The 15,973-nt window shown below is 31.1% G+C and carries 12 protein-coding genes and 1 other annotated feature; of the genes, 8 read left to right on the forward strand and 4 right to left on the reverse strand.

Translation table 11 applies throughout. From position 1 onward, the window contains the following. Positions 1-223 precede the first annotated feature (223 nt). Positions 224-451 (forward strand) — a binding site (T-box leader). 69 nt (positions 452-520) lie between these two features. The 3 genes from JJD95_RS16525 to JJD95_RS16535 all read left to right on the forward strand — a co-directional run bounded on the left by JJD95_RS16525 (position 521) and on the right by JJD95_RS16535 (position 5,735). Beyond that, positions 521-3,163 carry a valine--tRNA ligase gene (locus tag JJD95_RS16525; protein WP_291644118.1) on the forward strand — a complete coding sequence of 881 codons (2,643 nt, stop codon included), beginning with the start codon at positions 521-523 and terminating at the stop codon, positions 3,161-3,163. A 153-nt stretch (positions 3,164-3,316) separates the two neighbouring features. Beyond that, positions 3,317-4,669: a folylpolyglutamate synthase/dihydrofolate synthase family protein gene (locus tag JJD95_RS16530; RefSeq protein WP_291644119.1), complete on the forward strand. Its 1,353-nt coding sequence runs from the start codon at positions 3,317-3,319 to the stop codon at positions 4,667-4,669. Between the two features lie 184 nt (positions 4,670-4,853). Further along, positions 4,854-5,735, forward strand: a complete 882-nt coding sequence (locus JJD95_RS16535) for a YncE family protein (RefSeq protein ID WP_291644120.1) — start codon at positions 4,854-4,856, stop codon at positions 5,733-5,735. A 24-nt stretch (positions 5,736-5,759) separates the two neighbouring features. Here JJD95_RS16535 and JJD95_RS16540 read toward each other — a convergent pair whose 3' ends face one another. Further along, positions 5,760-6,287: a DUF4364 family protein gene (locus JJD95_RS16540; protein ID WP_291644121.1), complete on the reverse strand. Its 528-nt coding sequence runs from the start codon at positions 6,285-6,287 to the stop codon at positions 5,760-5,762. 244 nt (positions 6,288-6,531) lie between these two features. On the opposite strand from JJD95_RS16540, the gene pdaB reads away from it, so the two are divergent. Next, entirely contained in the window at positions 6,532-7,281 is a 750-nt protein-coding gene (gene pdaB, locus JJD95_RS16545) for a polysaccharide deacetylase family sporulation protein PdaB (protein ID WP_291644122.1), read from the forward strand. A gap of 182 nt (positions 7,282-7,463) precedes the next feature. Beyond that, positions 7,464-8,153, forward strand: a complete 690-nt coding sequence (locus tag JJD95_RS16550; protein ID WP_291644123.1) for a single-stranded DNA-binding protein — start codon at positions 7,464-7,466, stop codon at positions 8,151-8,153. Between the two features lie 236 nt (positions 8,154-8,389). Here the strand turns inward: JJD95_RS16550 and dapD are convergent, their stop codons facing one another. Beyond that, positions 8,390-9,100, reverse strand: a complete 711-nt coding sequence (gene dapD / locus JJD95_RS16555; protein ID WP_291644124.1) for a 2,3,4,5-tetrahydropyridine-2,6-dicarboxylate N-acetyltransferase — start codon at positions 9,098-9,100, stop codon at positions 8,390-8,392. A gap of 244 nt (positions 9,101-9,344) precedes the next feature. On the opposite strand from dapD, the gene JJD95_RS16560 reads away from it, so the two are divergent. Next, positions 9,345-10,490 carry an aminotransferase class I/II-fold pyridoxal phosphate-dependent enzyme gene (locus JJD95_RS16560; protein WP_291644125.1) on the forward strand — a complete coding sequence of 382 codons (1,146 nt, stop codon included), beginning with the start codon at positions 9,345-9,347 and terminating at the stop codon, positions 10,488-10,490. A gap of 87 nt (positions 10,491-10,577) precedes the next feature. On the opposite strand, the gene dapB is transcribed toward JJD95_RS16560, so the two are convergent. Together dapB and dapA are read right to left on the reverse strand one after the other, a co-directional pair. Continuing rightward, entirely contained in the window at positions 10,578-11,327 is a 750-nt protein-coding gene (gene dapB / locus JJD95_RS16565; RefSeq protein ID WP_291644126.1) for a 4-hydroxy-tetrahydrodipicolinate reductase, read from the reverse strand. Beyond that, positions 11,324-12,220 (reverse strand): 4-hydroxy-tetrahydrodipicolinate synthase, encoded by an 897-nt coding sequence (dapA, locus tag JJD95_RS16570; protein WP_291644127.1) that lies wholly within the window; start codon positions 12,218-12,220, stop codon positions 11,324-11,326. Before dapA ends, dapB begins: the two co-directional genes overlap by 4 nt. A gap of 750 nt (positions 12,221-12,970) precedes the next feature. Between dapA and JJD95_RS16575 the strand changes: the two genes are divergently transcribed. Next, a complete protein-coding gene (locus JJD95_RS16575) occupies positions 12,971-14,800 on the forward strand; it encodes a peptide ABC transporter substrate-binding protein (protein WP_291644128.1) in 1,830 nt (609 codons plus the stop codon). A gap of 121 nt (positions 14,801-14,921) precedes the next feature. Then, a complete protein-coding gene (locus tag JJD95_RS16580; protein ID WP_291644129.1) occupies positions 14,922-15,839 on the forward strand; it encodes an ABC transporter permease in 918 nt (305 codons plus the stop codon). The last annotated feature ends 134 nt before the right edge of the window (positions 15,840-15,973 follow it).

Here is a 15,973-nt window from a genome sequence, read left to right on the forward strand (position 1 = left end):
CTTTCATATTTAAATCTACCTTTCTGATTATCAACACCCCATTTGTACAATCTTATGAGGTATATTCTACACTATATTTTTGTATGTTTGGGACATAATCAAAAACGGTATACTAAGACATTATCATAAACGGATCATAGACATTTCAAATAAAAAATTAAATACATTGACATATAAATACTAAGGTGTATAATAAAATATAAATGAAAATTCCATAAAATTTTTAAAAGCTTAGATGAAGAGGAGTAAAGGGAAACTAGTATTAAGAGAGGAAGATCCATAGGCTGTAAGATCTTCTATATGAAAAACCTTGAAGATAGCTTCGGAGCTTCTTTGCCTCATTCATTTGATTATGAGTAGTAGACAAAGACGGTTATCTTAATCGTTAAATTATCAAGAGCCTGTAGATTTGCAGGAAAAAAGGTGGTACCGCGAGTTCTTCGTCCTTTATAGACGAAGGCTCTTTTTGTTTTTTGAAAACTTAGAAATTTAGAGATGTATAAATAAGGAGGAGTTAACATTGGAAGAAAACAATAATATTGCTAAGAATTATGATCCAAAAGACTTTGAAGAAAGACTTTACGCTTGGTGGGAAGAGAAAGGGTACTTTACCCCAGAGGTAGATAAAAATAAAAAACCCTTCACTATTATGATGCCACCACCAAATATCACAGGGAAGTTACACTTAGGGCATGCTCTTGATAATACTCTTCAAGATATTTTAATAAGAACTAAAAGAATGCAAGGATATAGCACCTTGTGGCTTCCTGGAGAGGATCATGCTAGTATTGCAACAGAAGTAAAGGTTGAAAATGAACTTTTAAAGCAAGGCCTAAAGAAAAAAGAAATGGGAAGAGAAGCTTTCCTTGAAAAAGTCTGGGAATGGACTGATGAATATAGAGAAAAAATAAGGGGTCAATTAAAGAAAATGGGTTGTTCTGCTGACTTTACAAGGGAAAGCTTTACTATGGATGAAAACTTAAATCACGCAGTAAGAGAAGTTTTTGTTAAATTATATAAAGAGGGACTTATTTATCAGGGAAATAGAATAACAAACTGGTGTCCTAAATGTATGACGGCAATTTCAGATGCAGAAATAGTATTTGAAGAACAAGCAGGCCACTTCTGGCATATAAAATATCCAGTAGTAGGTAGTGATGAATTCTTAGAAATAGCTACCACAAGGCCGGAAACTATGCTTGGAGATACAGCAGTTGCTGTAAATCCTAAAGATCCTCGTTATGCACATTTAGTAGGGAAAACATTAATTCTTCCTATAGTAAATAGAGAAATACCAATAGTTGCAGATGATTACGTTGATTTAGAGTTTGGAACAGGTGCAGTTAAAATCACTCCAGCACATGATCCTAATGATTTTCAAATAGGAAAGAGACATAATCTACCTGAAATAGTGATTTTGAATGAAAATGCAACTATATGTGAAGGTTATGGGAAATATTCAGGTCTTGACAGATATGAGGCAAGAAAGCTTATTGTAGAAGATTTAGATAAGCAAGGTTTACTTGTTAAAATAAAAGACCACGCTCACAATGTAGGTACTCATGATAGATGTTCTACCACTGTAGAGCCACTGTTATCAAAACAATGGTATGTTAAGATGGAATCACTTGCAAAGCCAGCTATAGATGCTGTACGGGAAAAGGAAACTAAATTTGTTCCAGAGAGATTTGAAAAAACCTATTTCAATTGGATGGAAAATATTCAAGATTGGTGTATATCAAGACAATTGTGGTGGGGACATAGAATTCCAGTATGGTATTGCAAAGATTGTGGGGAAATAATTGTTGCATCAACTGAGCCAACAAACTGCACTAAATGTAATAGTATAAATTTGCAGCAAGATAAAGATGTTCTTGATACTTGGTTTAGCTCAGCATTGTGGCCTTTTTCAACACTGGGTTGGCCTAATAATACAGAGGATTTAAAATATTTTTATCCAACAAGTGTGTTAATAACAGGATACGACATTATATTCTTCTGGGTTGCAAGAATGATTTTTTCAGGACTTTATAATTTAAAAGAAGTACCTTTTGAAACGGTATTAATGCATGGAATGGTTAGAGATGATAAGGGAAGAAAAATGTCTAAGTCATTAGGAAATGGTACAGACCCATTAGACATAATAGAAAAATATGGTGCAGATGCTTTAAGATTCTCACTTGCTACAGGAAATGCACCAGGTAGTGATATGAGATTCTATGAATCAAGAGTAGAAGCAGCCAGAAATTTTGCTAATAAAATTTGGAATGCTTCTAGGTTTGTTATGATGAACGTAAATTTGGAGTTAATGAATAAGTACAAAGAGAATAAAAACTATAGTGTTGCTGACAAGTGGATATTATCAAGAATGAATACGGTAGTAAAAGAAGTTACAGAAAATATTGAAAAGTTTGAAATAGGAATAGCTCTTCAAAAGACACATGATTTTATGTGGACAGAATTCTGTGATTGGTATATTGAGCTTGTCAAGCCAGTATTATATGCAGAAGATGGGCAGTCCAAAGGTATAGTGTTAAATGTATTAAACGATGTATTAAAAACTGGACTTAAATTGCTTCATCCTGTTATGCCGTTTATAACAGAAGAAATATATACTCATTTAGATAAGGAGTACGAATCTATAACGATTTCTAAATGGCCAGAGTATGAAGATGCCCTTAAAGATGAAAAATCAGAAGAGTGCATGAACTATATTATAGAAGCTATAAAGGATGTAAGAAATGCTAGAGCAGATATGGATGTACCACCTTCAAGAAAAGCTAAAGTATTTATCTATGCTACAGAAGGAAAAGAAGCCTTTGAAGAAGGAATGGTATATTTTCAAAAACTAGCATCAGCAAGTGAAGTAGTATTTTTAAATTCCAAAGATGAAGCACCAGAAAATGTTGTTACCGTAGTAACTAAAGGTGCAGAGGTTTACATGCCATTACTTGAGCTTGTAGATTTAGAAAAAGAATTAGAAAGATTAAACAAAGATAAAGAAAAACTAGAAAGTGAAATTGAAAGAGTAGAGAAGAAACTAAGTAATAAAAGATTTACAGATAAAGCTCCAGTAGAGGTAGTTGAGGAAGAAAGAGCTAAAGGTGTTAAATATAAAGAAATGTACAATTCAGTGATTCAAAGTATAGAAAATTTAAAATAAGCTTTAGTTAAAAGCTTCCTATGTTTTTTTAAAACATGGGAAGCTTTTAAATTTTAAAAAAAAGTTGTTACTAGGTTGAACTTAGTATAAAATTTAAGTATAAGTTAAAAATTTCTTAACTATCCCCAGACTATCTTGAAAGGAAGGAAAAAAATGAATTATGAAGAAGCCATAGATTACATAAAAAACACAGCTAAGTTTGGCAGCAAACTTGGGCTTGAAAGAACAGAAAAAATATTAGAACTTTTAGGGAATCCACATAAAAAAATAAAGTGTGTACATATCGCAGGAACTAATGGAAAAGGGTCAACAACTGCTATGGTGGCTAATATTTTGGTCCACGCTGGATATAAGATAGGCGCGTACACCTCTCCATTTATTGAAGAATTTGAAGAACGGATCCAAATAAATAATAAAAACATATCTAAAGATGATTTAAGCAATATTGTAACAGAGGTTTCTAGTGCTGTAGAAAAAGTAGTGGAACTAGGGTATAGTAATCCAACAGAATTTGAAATTATTACTTGTGTAGGTTTTTTATACTTTTTTCAGAAAGAAATAGATTTTGCAATTGTTGAAGTAGGGCTTGGAGGAAGACTTGACTCAACAAATGTAATTATACCTGTTTTAAGTGTTATTACTTCCATTAGTTTAGACCATACTCAAATACTAGGAGATACCTTGGATAAAATTGCTTATGAAAAAGCAGGAATAATTAAGGAAGGAATTCCTGTAATTATGTATCCTCAGGAAAAACAAAGTGAGAAAGTAATCGATGGAATATGCGCTTTAAAAAAATGTAAATTAATAAAAGTACCAAGAAATTCAGCTCTATATTTAGGAAAAGAAAATTTAAAACAAATTGCAATTACACAAGTAGAAGGAAAACTATACACCAATAATAAAGTTATAACACAAAATATAAAAGTTGTAACTCCAAATGATGATTACATTATTGATTTGGCACTCCTTGGAAAACATCAATTACTAAACTGCTGCGTGGCAGTTTATGCTATAGAGGAACTTCTTTTACAAGGGGCTACAATAAATAAAGCTAATATATTAACAGGCCTAAGAACAGTTAAATGGCCAGCAAGACTGGAGGTAATGAATCAAAAACCATTAGTTGTTATAGATGGAGCCCATAATATAGATGGTATAAAAAACCTTACCGAAAGCATTGATATGTATTTTAATTACGATAAGATAATATTGATTTTAGGAATCCTTGCGGATAAACAAGTTGAAGAGATGATAAAAACTATAGTACCAAAGGTAAGTAGAGTTATTACCGTTACACCACAGAGCATACGGGCGGAGCTTTCAGAAGAGCTAAAAGTCCAAGTAGAAAAATATACTACTAACTGTGAGTCCATTGAAAATTATGAGAAGGCTTATGAAAAAGCCTTAAGCTACTGCAAGGATGAGGATTTATTATTAGTGGCAGGTTCGTTATATATGGCGGGAGATATGAGAAGGATTATACGTAATAAACATAACTATTAATATTTTTTCAAAAGAGCCAAGACACATATTATAATTTAATATGTGTCTTTTTTTAGCATTTACAACTAATTTTTCAAGTGCCGATGGCCTATTAAGCATATCCACGTAAAGAAATAAATTTTAATAAAAGATTGTTAGCATATTATTACTATTTTCATATTATGAATGTGAGGGGGTGATGAATTTGAGAAAGCTATATGTATGTAATACTTCATCAGATTGCATATCAAAAGTTAATTTGGATTTGTTTGTAGAAGAAGAAAAAATATATCTAGATAGTGAAAGTCTCAAAAAAATTGGTCCTCATGGTATATATATTCATGAAAATAAGATTATAACAGCTAACAGCTATGATAATAGTATTTCTATGGTCAATATTAATACTTATGAAACTGAAAGTTACTTTATAGGCATGCACTGTAATGATTTATCAGTTTATGATAATAAAGTTTATGTTCTTTGTGGAGATTCTGATGACATAATAGTATTTGATTTAGGGAAAAAGCACATTGTAGAAGCAATCCCTTGTGGAAATTTACCGCATAGTATATATATTTGTAAAAAGAAAAATATTATTATAGTAGCAAATATGAATAGCGATAGCATTACAATAATTGATTGTGCACAGGGTGGAAATATTAAAAGCATTAGGGTGGGGGCATATCCAACTAAAGCAGTAATTACTGCAGATGGAAATTATATTTTAGTTTGCGAGAGCAATCTAGGTATGGATAGCAAGGGAAGTATAAGTATTATTTCATTAAAGAACTTTAATGTATTATATAAAATACCTGTTGGTAACTCACCTATAGATATGTATTTTAATGAAAGATTCTGCTATGTATCAAATTTTGGAGATGGTACTGTGAGTATAGTAGATATAAATAATTATAAAGAGATAAAAAAAATAGAAGTTGGAGGCATGCCTAGGGGAATACTCGAAGATGAAAAATATTTGTATGTAGGTGATAATTATAATAATTTGCTTATTCGGATTGATAAAGTAACTGAAAATAAAAAAGCCATTACTATTGGCGGAGAGCCTACAGGAATGGCACTTCTATAAGAAGATTAAGCTTCTGAATGAAGATTAGTCATCTATAAGAAGGTTTATTATCTTAGTATAAAGCTCTGAAGGATTATTTTTCCATTTGGAGCACAAATCACGTGCACGCTTGTTAGAAGCTACACTAAGTTTAATATCTATAAGTGTAAAAGTATCTTCTGACGCAGTTAGATTAACTAAATAATTATTGTTGTTTTCTATTGTATAATCGGCGCTAACTCTTAGTTCTTTTTTGATATTCTCAAGATGAGCTTTCAAGTAGTCATCAATAAGTTGTATCTTATTTTCAGAAATTCTATCTTTAAATAAGGATAGAACATTATTTCCCTTTGGGGTAATGACTAATCTATGTTTGCCTTGCTTTTCAGTGTGCAAAAGCAAGTTAGATGCTATGAGTTCAGTTATATATTGTTGTAAAGTAAAATAATTTATAAAATTATGTTCTAGGATGATTTGCGTTATTTGAATATTAGAAATAGGGAGCTTTATTTTGTAAAATATATAAAGTAAAAGAAGCTTATTTTCAGCGAGTTCTAAAGCATCTTCAAACATATCTATTCCTCCTTGTAATCCGCATGCGAACAAAACAATTATGACTGTCCATAAAATTAACTATATATATTATAACATAAAAAACACCAATACTTATCGGTGTTTTTTATTTTAATAATTATAATATTTATGTAAATTTTAACTTAAATTGAATTTTATAAATAGAATTATACATATATAATAATTTTTAGAATATAAATTTAAGTATAAATATACAGGAGAAGTAAGGAGGCAATGACAGAGGATGAATTATATAAACAAAAAGTTAGTAGTGTTTTGTGTGATTTTTATTGGCATTTTAGCGGCTTTGGGTGTTTATAACACAAAAATCAGTGGCGTTTTTTTTGGTGAACAACGTAGATTACCAATTTACAACGTAGATACTAAAGAGAAAAAGATTGCAATATCATTCGATGTAAGCTGGGGGGATGATAAAACAGATGAGATATTAAAAATATTAGACAAGTATAATGCTAAAGCAACATTTTTTATAGTGGGAGCGTGGATAGATCAGCATCCAGATAAGTTAAAGACTATGTTTGATAGTGGGCATGAAATAGGAAATCATTCTAATAAACATCCTATAATGACTACAATACCTAAAGAGATAATGATTAATGAAATAGCAATAACGGATGCTAAAATAAGGTCTATAACAGGACAAGGTACTACAATTTTTAGATGCCCATCTGGCGAGTATAATAATTTAGTAGTTGAAACAGTAGAATCTACAAGTCATAAATGCATTCAATGGGATGTAGATAGTATTGATTGGAAAGAACAAGGGGCAGATATTGAGTATAATAGAATAGTAAGCAAAACTAAGCCAGGCTCCATACTATTATTTCATAATAATGCAAAATACACACCGGAAAATTTGCCTAAAATTTTAGATTATTTAAAAGCGGAGGGTTATGAATTTGTTAAAATATCGGACCTTATATATAAAGATAATTATTATATAAATAGTGCAGGAAAACAAATACAAAAATAAATGTTAAATGTATTGGTATTTATCATGTATTTGTATTATAATGTAAATACCAATAAGTGATAGTTTTGGCAAAATACGTACAAACAAAATTATCTCAGTATTAGGTATATTACATTAGAAAACTGAATACTTATATTCTAAGGAAAGCTTATTAAAAAAAACTAAGGGAAAGAGGGGTTATAATGGATAATATTATGTTAAACAACAAGATTTATTTAGAAGGAAAGATTGTATCTGAATTAAAGTTTAGTCATGAAATGTATGGGGAAGGATTTTATGTATTTGATTTTGAGGTTTGGAGATTAAGTGAAACAACGGATATTTTAACTATAACAATCTCGGAAAGATTAATTGCAGGTATTGATATCAAAATAGGAAATGAATTTATAGTGGAAGGCCAGCTTAGATCATATAATAAATTTGTTGATGGATCTAATAGATTGATTTTAACGGTATTTGCTAGAGATATAAAAATTTGTGAAGAACGCAGTAAAAATCCAAATCAAATATTTTTAGATGGATTTATTTGTAAAAGTCCGATATATAGGACGACTCCTTTTGGAAGAGAGATTGCGGATATGCTACTAGCAGTTAACAGATTGTATAATAAATCTGATTATATACCTACAATTGCTTGGGGGAGAAATTCTAGATTTTGCAAAAGTCTTGAAGTAGGGGATAATATAAGAATTTGGGGAAGACTTCAAAGTAGAGAATACCAAAAGAAAATATCAGAGGATGAAGTTATAAAAAAAGTGGCATATGAAGTATCTATATCCAAAATGGAAAAAGTCAATAAAGATGGTGAAAATATAGAAGAATCAGATATGAATGATGAGGAGCATAACTTTGAGGCTCTAGACGTTATATAGTATTATTTTCATTTCATACAGTCCCATTGGATTCATTTAATATGTTAAAGAAGCAAGTAATACGTAAAATGCATATGAACAAGCTTTAGTAATTCAAATTGATTTTAATGAAGAATGCGTTAAGAAAAGTACATGTTTGAGCGTTAGCGAGTTTGTACTTTTTAGCATTTTTCATTAAAATCGGTTTAGAATTACTTAGCACAGTGAATTGCATTTGTAGTAATACTTGCTCTTTTTTAACCTCTTAAATCATCTAAAAGTTTAGTTTTTTCTTTAGTGCCAATATCTACATTTTTTATTATTTTTGCTGGAGCTCCAGCAACTACAACATTTTCAGGAACGTCATTTACAACTACGGATCCTGCTGCAACTACAGAGTTGTTTCCAATTTTAACACCTTCGAGTATTACAGCATTTGCTCCAATTAGTACATTGTCTCCTATTTCACAAGGGCTTTTGCTTGGTGGTTCTAGAACGCCAGCGACTACGGCACCTGCACCTAAATGGACTCGTTTGCCAAGTTTTCCTCTTGCACCTACAACAGCATTCATATCAATCATAGTTTCATCGCCAATCTCAGCACCTATATTAATTACAGCACCCATCATTATAACAGCATTTTTACCTATGGTAACCTTATCTCTAATAATCGCACCCGGTTCAATCCTTGCATCAATATTCTTCATGTCGATAAGTGGGATAGCAGAATTTCGTCTGTCTTGTTCGAGTTTGAATTTTTTAATTTTGTCTTTATACTTTATTAGGAAATCTGATACCTCTGTACTTTCTCCAAAAAGTATATAGAAACTTCCGGTTCCAAAATTCTCTATATTTCCAAATTGGCATTGTGATAAATCTCCATCAATATAAAGTTTAAGTGGAGTAGCTTTTTTAGCTTCTTTTATGTACCTTGCAATTTCATATGGATCTGTTAAATCATAATTCATAGTTATTCTCCTTTCGTATTATAAGTATTAAGTCAAATTATTTTCTTTATACATTTAATTTATACTGATTTTTAATATTATTTATATCAATAAAATTAAGTACTCTATAAAGCATATATCAAAATCAACATTATTTAAACATAAATATTATTATTTTCTTACAAAAGTTCGAAAATTACTGATTTTTATGTTTTTTTATAGTAAAATGTTAATAATTCAAACGCTTACGTAAAGGATGGTAATTATGAATAATGTATTCTCAAATAATGTGTGTAATGTAGAAATTTCAGGAATTAGAAAATTTTTCAATAAAGTTACAAAGGTTCCAGGGGCAATTTCGCTGACACTGGGTCAACCTGATTTTCCGGTGCCAGAAAATATTAAAAAGGCTATGATTGCGGCTATTAATGAAAATAAAACGGAGTACACTTTAAATGCGGGTATATCCGAACTAAGAAATGAGATTTCTAAGTTTTTAAGTGGCACTGGCATTAATTACTCAGCCGATGAGATAGTTGTTACTGTTGGTGGAAGTGAGGCACTGCTAAGTGCATTTGCAGCCTTTTTAAATCCTGGAGACAAAGTCCTGGTACCGTCGCCAGCTTATCCGGCTTACGAGAGTTGTGTGAAGCTTTTCGGAGCAGAAGTAGTTAATTACAACCTTAATAGTGATTTCACTATTAATTTTGATGAATTAAATAAACTTATTAATGAAGAAAATCCCAAGCTTTTAGTGGTGTCATATCCTTCTAACCCTACTGGAGCAGCATTATCCTGCAAGGAGCGAGATGAACTTTTTCAAATTTTAAAAGAAAAAAACATTTATATAATAAGTGATGAGATATATAGTTCCTTATGTTATGAAAAATACTATTCTTTAGCTCAAATTAATGAACTTCGGGATAGAGTGATTTTGGTAGGAGGGTTTTCTAAAATGTTTTCCATGACAGGTCTTAGAATAGGATATGTTTGTGCTAGCACATATATTATGGATAATATAATCAAAGTGCATCAGTATAATGTTTCTTGTGCATCCTCAATATCCCAATGGGGTGCATATGAGGGGCTGATTTCCTGTATGAATGATGTAAATAATATGAAAATGGAATTTGAAAAGCGAAAAGAATATGTTTATAAAAGATTGAATGAAATGGGTATGGATGTAATAAGGCCTAGGGGTGCCTTTTATATATTTCCTTCTATAAAAAAATATTCTATGAAAAGCGAAGAGTTTTGCGATAGACTATTAAATGAAGGTAAAGTTGCTGTGGTGCCTGGGTCAGCTTTTGGATTCGGGGGAGAGGGCTTTATTAGGATTTCATATTCTTACAGTTTAGAGATGTTAAAGGAAGGTTTAGATAGAATGGAAAAATGGCTTAAAACTTTATAACTAGTTGAGTAATCTAGAATTATTTATATGAAAAAATCAACCTGCAAAGTACTTTGTACTCTAGAGGTTGATTTTTTATTTTAAAGGTTAAATATTAATTACATCGTCCATGTTGTATAAACCACTCTGTTTTTTGTATATATATTCACAGGCTTTAAGTGCACCTACTGCAAAAACTTCCCTTGATATTGCGGTATGCTTAATTTCAATACATTCTCCCTTGCCAGCAAAAATTATTTCGTGATCACCAATAATATTTCCACCTCTTATAGCGTGAATTCCTATTTCCTTATGGTCTCGCTTGCCTATACCGTCGCGTCCTTTGACAAAGATAGTTTCATCTTTAATAGAATCCTTAATTGTATTTGCAAGAAGTAGAGCGGTTCCACTAGGTGAATCTACTTTTTGATTGTGATGTTTTTCAATTATTTCAATGTCAAAATCCTTATAAAGCATATTACTGATGCTTTTGAGTATATTGTTAACGATATTTATACCTATAGACATATTTGCTGAGTGAAATACTGCAACTTCACTACTAAGAGAATTAATTTTGGATAAATCTTCTTCTGTATAACCAGTAGTGCAGAACACAATAGGAATATTTTTTTCTTTAGAATATTCACATAGTGAATCTAAAGCCTCTGGTCTTGAAAAATCTAAAATAACATCTATATCATCATTACATTCATTAATATTGTTATAGCATGGATAGTTTAAATTCGATGAATTTTTATCAACACCAGCTACAATTGAAATAGTTGAGGAAGAAGAAGCCAGTTCAGAAATAATTTTACCCATTTTGCCGTTACACCCATTTAGAAGCATTTTAATCATTTGATGTCCTCCTTTAAAGGAATATTATAAGCTGTTAGTTCTTTTTTTAGTATATTTAAATTATTCTCTTCCATTTCACATAGTGGTAGTCTTAAAGGGCCTACTTCCATGCCCATAAGATTCATAGCTGTTTTTACTGGTATAGGATTAGTTTCAGTGAACAATGAATTATTAAGTGAGAGATATTCAAGCTGAATTTTCAGTGCCGCCTCATGATTACCCTGGAAATATAATTCGCACATGTTATGAATGTCCCTAGGAATTATATTTGCAACAACAGATATAACACCAATAGCACCCAAGGAAAGAATAGGTATAACTTGGTCATCGTTACCGGAATACATATCTAAGTTATCACCGCATAATGCCTTGATTTGTACTATTTGACTTATATTACTGCTTGCTTCTTTGATTGCTACAATATTTTGTATTGCGCACAATTTTAAAAGTGTGGATGGATTAATATTAAGACCAGTTCTTGAGGGAACATTATATATTATTATCGGTGAAGTTACACTACTAGCAATTGCAGTAAAATGTTGAATTAAGCCTTTCTGAGTAGTTTTATTGTAATAAGGTGTAATTACAAGAAGTCCATCTACACCTATTTTTTCTGCCCATTTACTCATATTTATTGTGGCAGCAGTGTCGTTACTTCCAGTGCCGGCAATTACTGGAATTCTCTTATTAACAACATCAACTACAAATTTTATAGTTTCTTTTTTTTCTTGATCCGACATAGTAGAAGCTTCTCCTGTAGTGCCACATACTATAATTGCATCTGTCTTGGAATTAATATGCCATTCTATTAACTCTTCAAGTTTTTCGAAATTTACCCCTCTATTATTAAATGGGGTGACTATTGCAACACCAGAACCTTTAAAAATATGCATAAAATTACCTCCGCGTATTTACATAGAATGAATAATAAGTATTAATAGTTATTCTATATAAATTATTTTTTATATTATTACTATATATTTATTAATTGTTATTGGGTTTAGTGAAGCATTTTTTAGATTAATGAATAATAATTTAAAAGAATGCAAATATTATCACTAAACAACTAAATGTTTATCTTTATTATATTATATAGCCACTAAGTGAAAATATATATACTTTTAAAAAAATAATCAAAATCTCTAAAAAACATTAATTGCAAGGTAATATTCAGAATACTATTGAATATGAATTAATAAGATGATTAATTCTTAGTTTATGCTATATTATAAAAATGATTATGGCTGTACTATTTTGAGGAATTTGTATTGGAATAGCTTTATATAAATAATAAAAGCATATCTATTTGGTTCATCTACAGAAAGATCGAAAGATTAAGCAATTATATTATTAGGTTTACAAGTGAATTAATTAGTGATTGAAAACCGTGCTTTAATTGTGTAAAGTGAATGATTTCATTGACAATTCAAAAATTACATGATAATATAAAAAAAAGTTTAATAATTTGAACAATTGCAAGCAGAGATATTCAATGATTCAGATGATGGTTAATATATACAATTTAAAACTTTTTCTATTAGTGGAATAAATTTACAGGAGAAAAGTAGAAATTTATCCTTTTGTAATTTAGATATAACAAGGAATGGATTGGTTAAATTGACTAAATAGAGGGGGATTATGTAATGAAAAAGAAAAAATTATTAGCGTCTTTGGTTGTAGCTATGCTTGTATCCACAACTGTACTTGCTGGATGCAGCAAAACAACAGATGAGGTAAAGAAAGATGACAATGTACCACAGGTTTTAAATTATTACTCTTCAGATGAACCAGAAACTTTGGATCCACAGATGATGACGGGACAAATTGATTTCCAAATTGCAAATATGTATATGGAAAGTTTAGTTCGTTTTGGTAAAGAAGAAGGTAAATATGAACCAGGAGTTGCATCAAAATGGAGTTTAGATGAAGCAACTAATACTTATACCTTTGAACTTAACAAAGATGCAAAATGGCTTGATGGAACACAGGTTACCGCTAAGGATTTCTTCTTTGGATGGAAACTCGCACTTGACGGAAACAGTCAATATGGATTTATGATCACTGATTATATTGTAGGAGCTGCAGAGTATGCAAGTTTTACTAGTGAATCTTACTATGCTGAAAAAGATTCAACATTTAAAGCTTTAGTTGAAAGTCGCGATGCTGAGAAAGATAAAACTAAAAAAGCAGAATTGACTTCTAAGGTTGCTGATGCATTTAAGCTAATGCCAGCAGATATGATGACAACATTTGATACAATGAAAGCAGATTTATGGTCAAAGGTTGGAATTGCAGAGAAAGATGGAAATATTGAAGTTACACTTTCAAAAGTAGTACCTTATTTTGTAGGACTAACTGCTAATTTTGTTTATGCCCCTGTAAATGAAGCTTTTTACAAAGCTCATCCAAGTGACTACGCTCTTGAAACTACAGGATTAAACAGTAATGGAGCATGGAAAATTACAGAATGGTTACACAAAGACAGCTTTACACTAGAAAAAAATCCGAATTATTGGAATAAAGATAATGTAAAAATTGATACAATCAAATTAAAAGTTGTTAATGATATTGCTACAAGAACAAATCTTTTAAAAACAGGAGCTTTAGACGGTTCCGCAATTCAAGCTAATGATTTGAAGGATTTCCAAGATAAAGCAGTGCTTGATCAAAATGAACTACAAGATTTAATTGATAAGCCTGATTATAGTGTATTTTATCTTGAATTTAACTTATTTAACAATGCAGTAACAGAAAATGTTAATATAAGAAAAGCTATATCTTTAGCACAAGATCGTCAAGGTTTAGTAGATAGTATTACAATAGGAGATGCGCCTGCACTCTCATTAATTCCAAATTTCTTCCCAGGTCTTGATAAGTCCTTCCGTGAGGAAAATGGTGAAGCTTTAATTGAAGATCATCAAGTAGATAAGGCTAAAGAAGCTTTAGCACTAGGACTTAAAGAATTAAAACTTGATAAATTAGAAACGTTAGATGTTTTAATAGATCAATCTGATGTTGGTAAAAAACAAGGTGAAAAATTACAAGCAGATTTAAAAGCTATTGGAATGGATATCAAACTTGTACCAGTTGCATGGGGTGATAAATTAGCTAGACTTAAATCTGGAGACTTTGGTATTTGCTCTAGTGGTTGGGGACCAGATTATATGGATCCGATGACATATTTAGATCTATTTGAATCCACTAATGGAAACAATAATGGTAAGTACAATAATCCAGATTTTGATAAATTAATTCAAGATGCTAAAAGTGAACCAGATCCAAAAGTTAGAATGGGTTACTTATATGATGCTGAAAAATTGTTAATGGAAGATATGGCTATTGCACCTAAGTACTTCAGAATAGCTCATTATACCTTTAAAAATTATTTAACAGACGTTGTTACTAGAGGTGCAGGTCCAAGTGTAGATTTCTATTGGGCTAATGTAGATATGGCAGCAAAAAATGCAAAATAACTTAAGTAGTTTCAATAAACAATAAATGAGGCAGGGGGTATATGTTTTTAACGTATACCCTTCCTTATGTATATAGGCAATTGAATAAATTTGTATTTTTCTACATAAAGGAGGTAAAAGGATGGTTAGATTTATTATTAAAAGAATATTTTTTGCAATTATAACAATGTTTTGCATAGCGACTATAACTTTTGCGTTAATGAAAGCGCTTCCAGGAGATCCTTTTCATAACCCAAAGATGAAGCCAGAATTACGACAAGCACTATTACAAAAATACGGATTAGATCTGCCTGTTTCTCAGCAATATATTAAATATATGAATAACTTAGTTCATGGAGACCTTGGACTATCTTATAAATATCTTAATCGTCCGGTATCCCAAGTAATAAAAAGTAGTTTTCCAAAGTCATTTGCTTTGGGTTGGAGAGCTATGTTATACTCGTCATTTTTCGGATTGCTTTTGGGCGTTATTGCAGCCCTTAAACATCAGAAAGCGGCTGATTATATTGTAATCTTTATAGCGATTGTAGGGGTATCTGTTCCAAGCATTGTTATGGGTCCATTGCTGGCCTATTATTTTGGAGTAATTTTAGGCTGGCTTCCAGTTACCGTAACTAGTAGTCCACTTTCTATGATTTTGCCATCATTTGCTTTGGGGCTTGGTACTTTGGCTTTTGTAGCTAGATTAATGCGTTCAACTACTCTTGAAGTACTTGGTCAAGATTATATACAGACTGCAAAATCCAAAGGTCTCTCAACTACTAAAATTATATGGAGTCACGTAATTCGAAATGCTATAATGCCTGTTATCTCGATACTTGGACCATTGTTTGCAGCTATCATAACAGGATCTATTGTTATAGAGAAGGTTTTTGCTGTTGCAGGACTTGGCGAATACTTTGTATCTACCATTGTAGATCAGGATTACTCTATGACTATGGGTATAACACTGTTCTATGCCATACTAATAATATTTTCCCTTCTTATGGTTGATATAGCATATGGATTAATAGATCCAAGACTTAGAGTATCAGAGTAGTCACGGAAACTAATATGTAAAACTTGATTTTGTACAGAATTATTATAACGCTATAAATTTTATGTTCAGGGAGTAGTTAGTAATAAAAATAGGCATAGCAAACAAGCCTACAAGATGCAGGAACTTTTAGAAAA

Source organism: Clostridium sp., assembly GCF_016650035.1.
GTDB lineage: Bacteria > Bacillota > Clostridia > Clostridiales > Clostridiaceae > Clostridium_AD.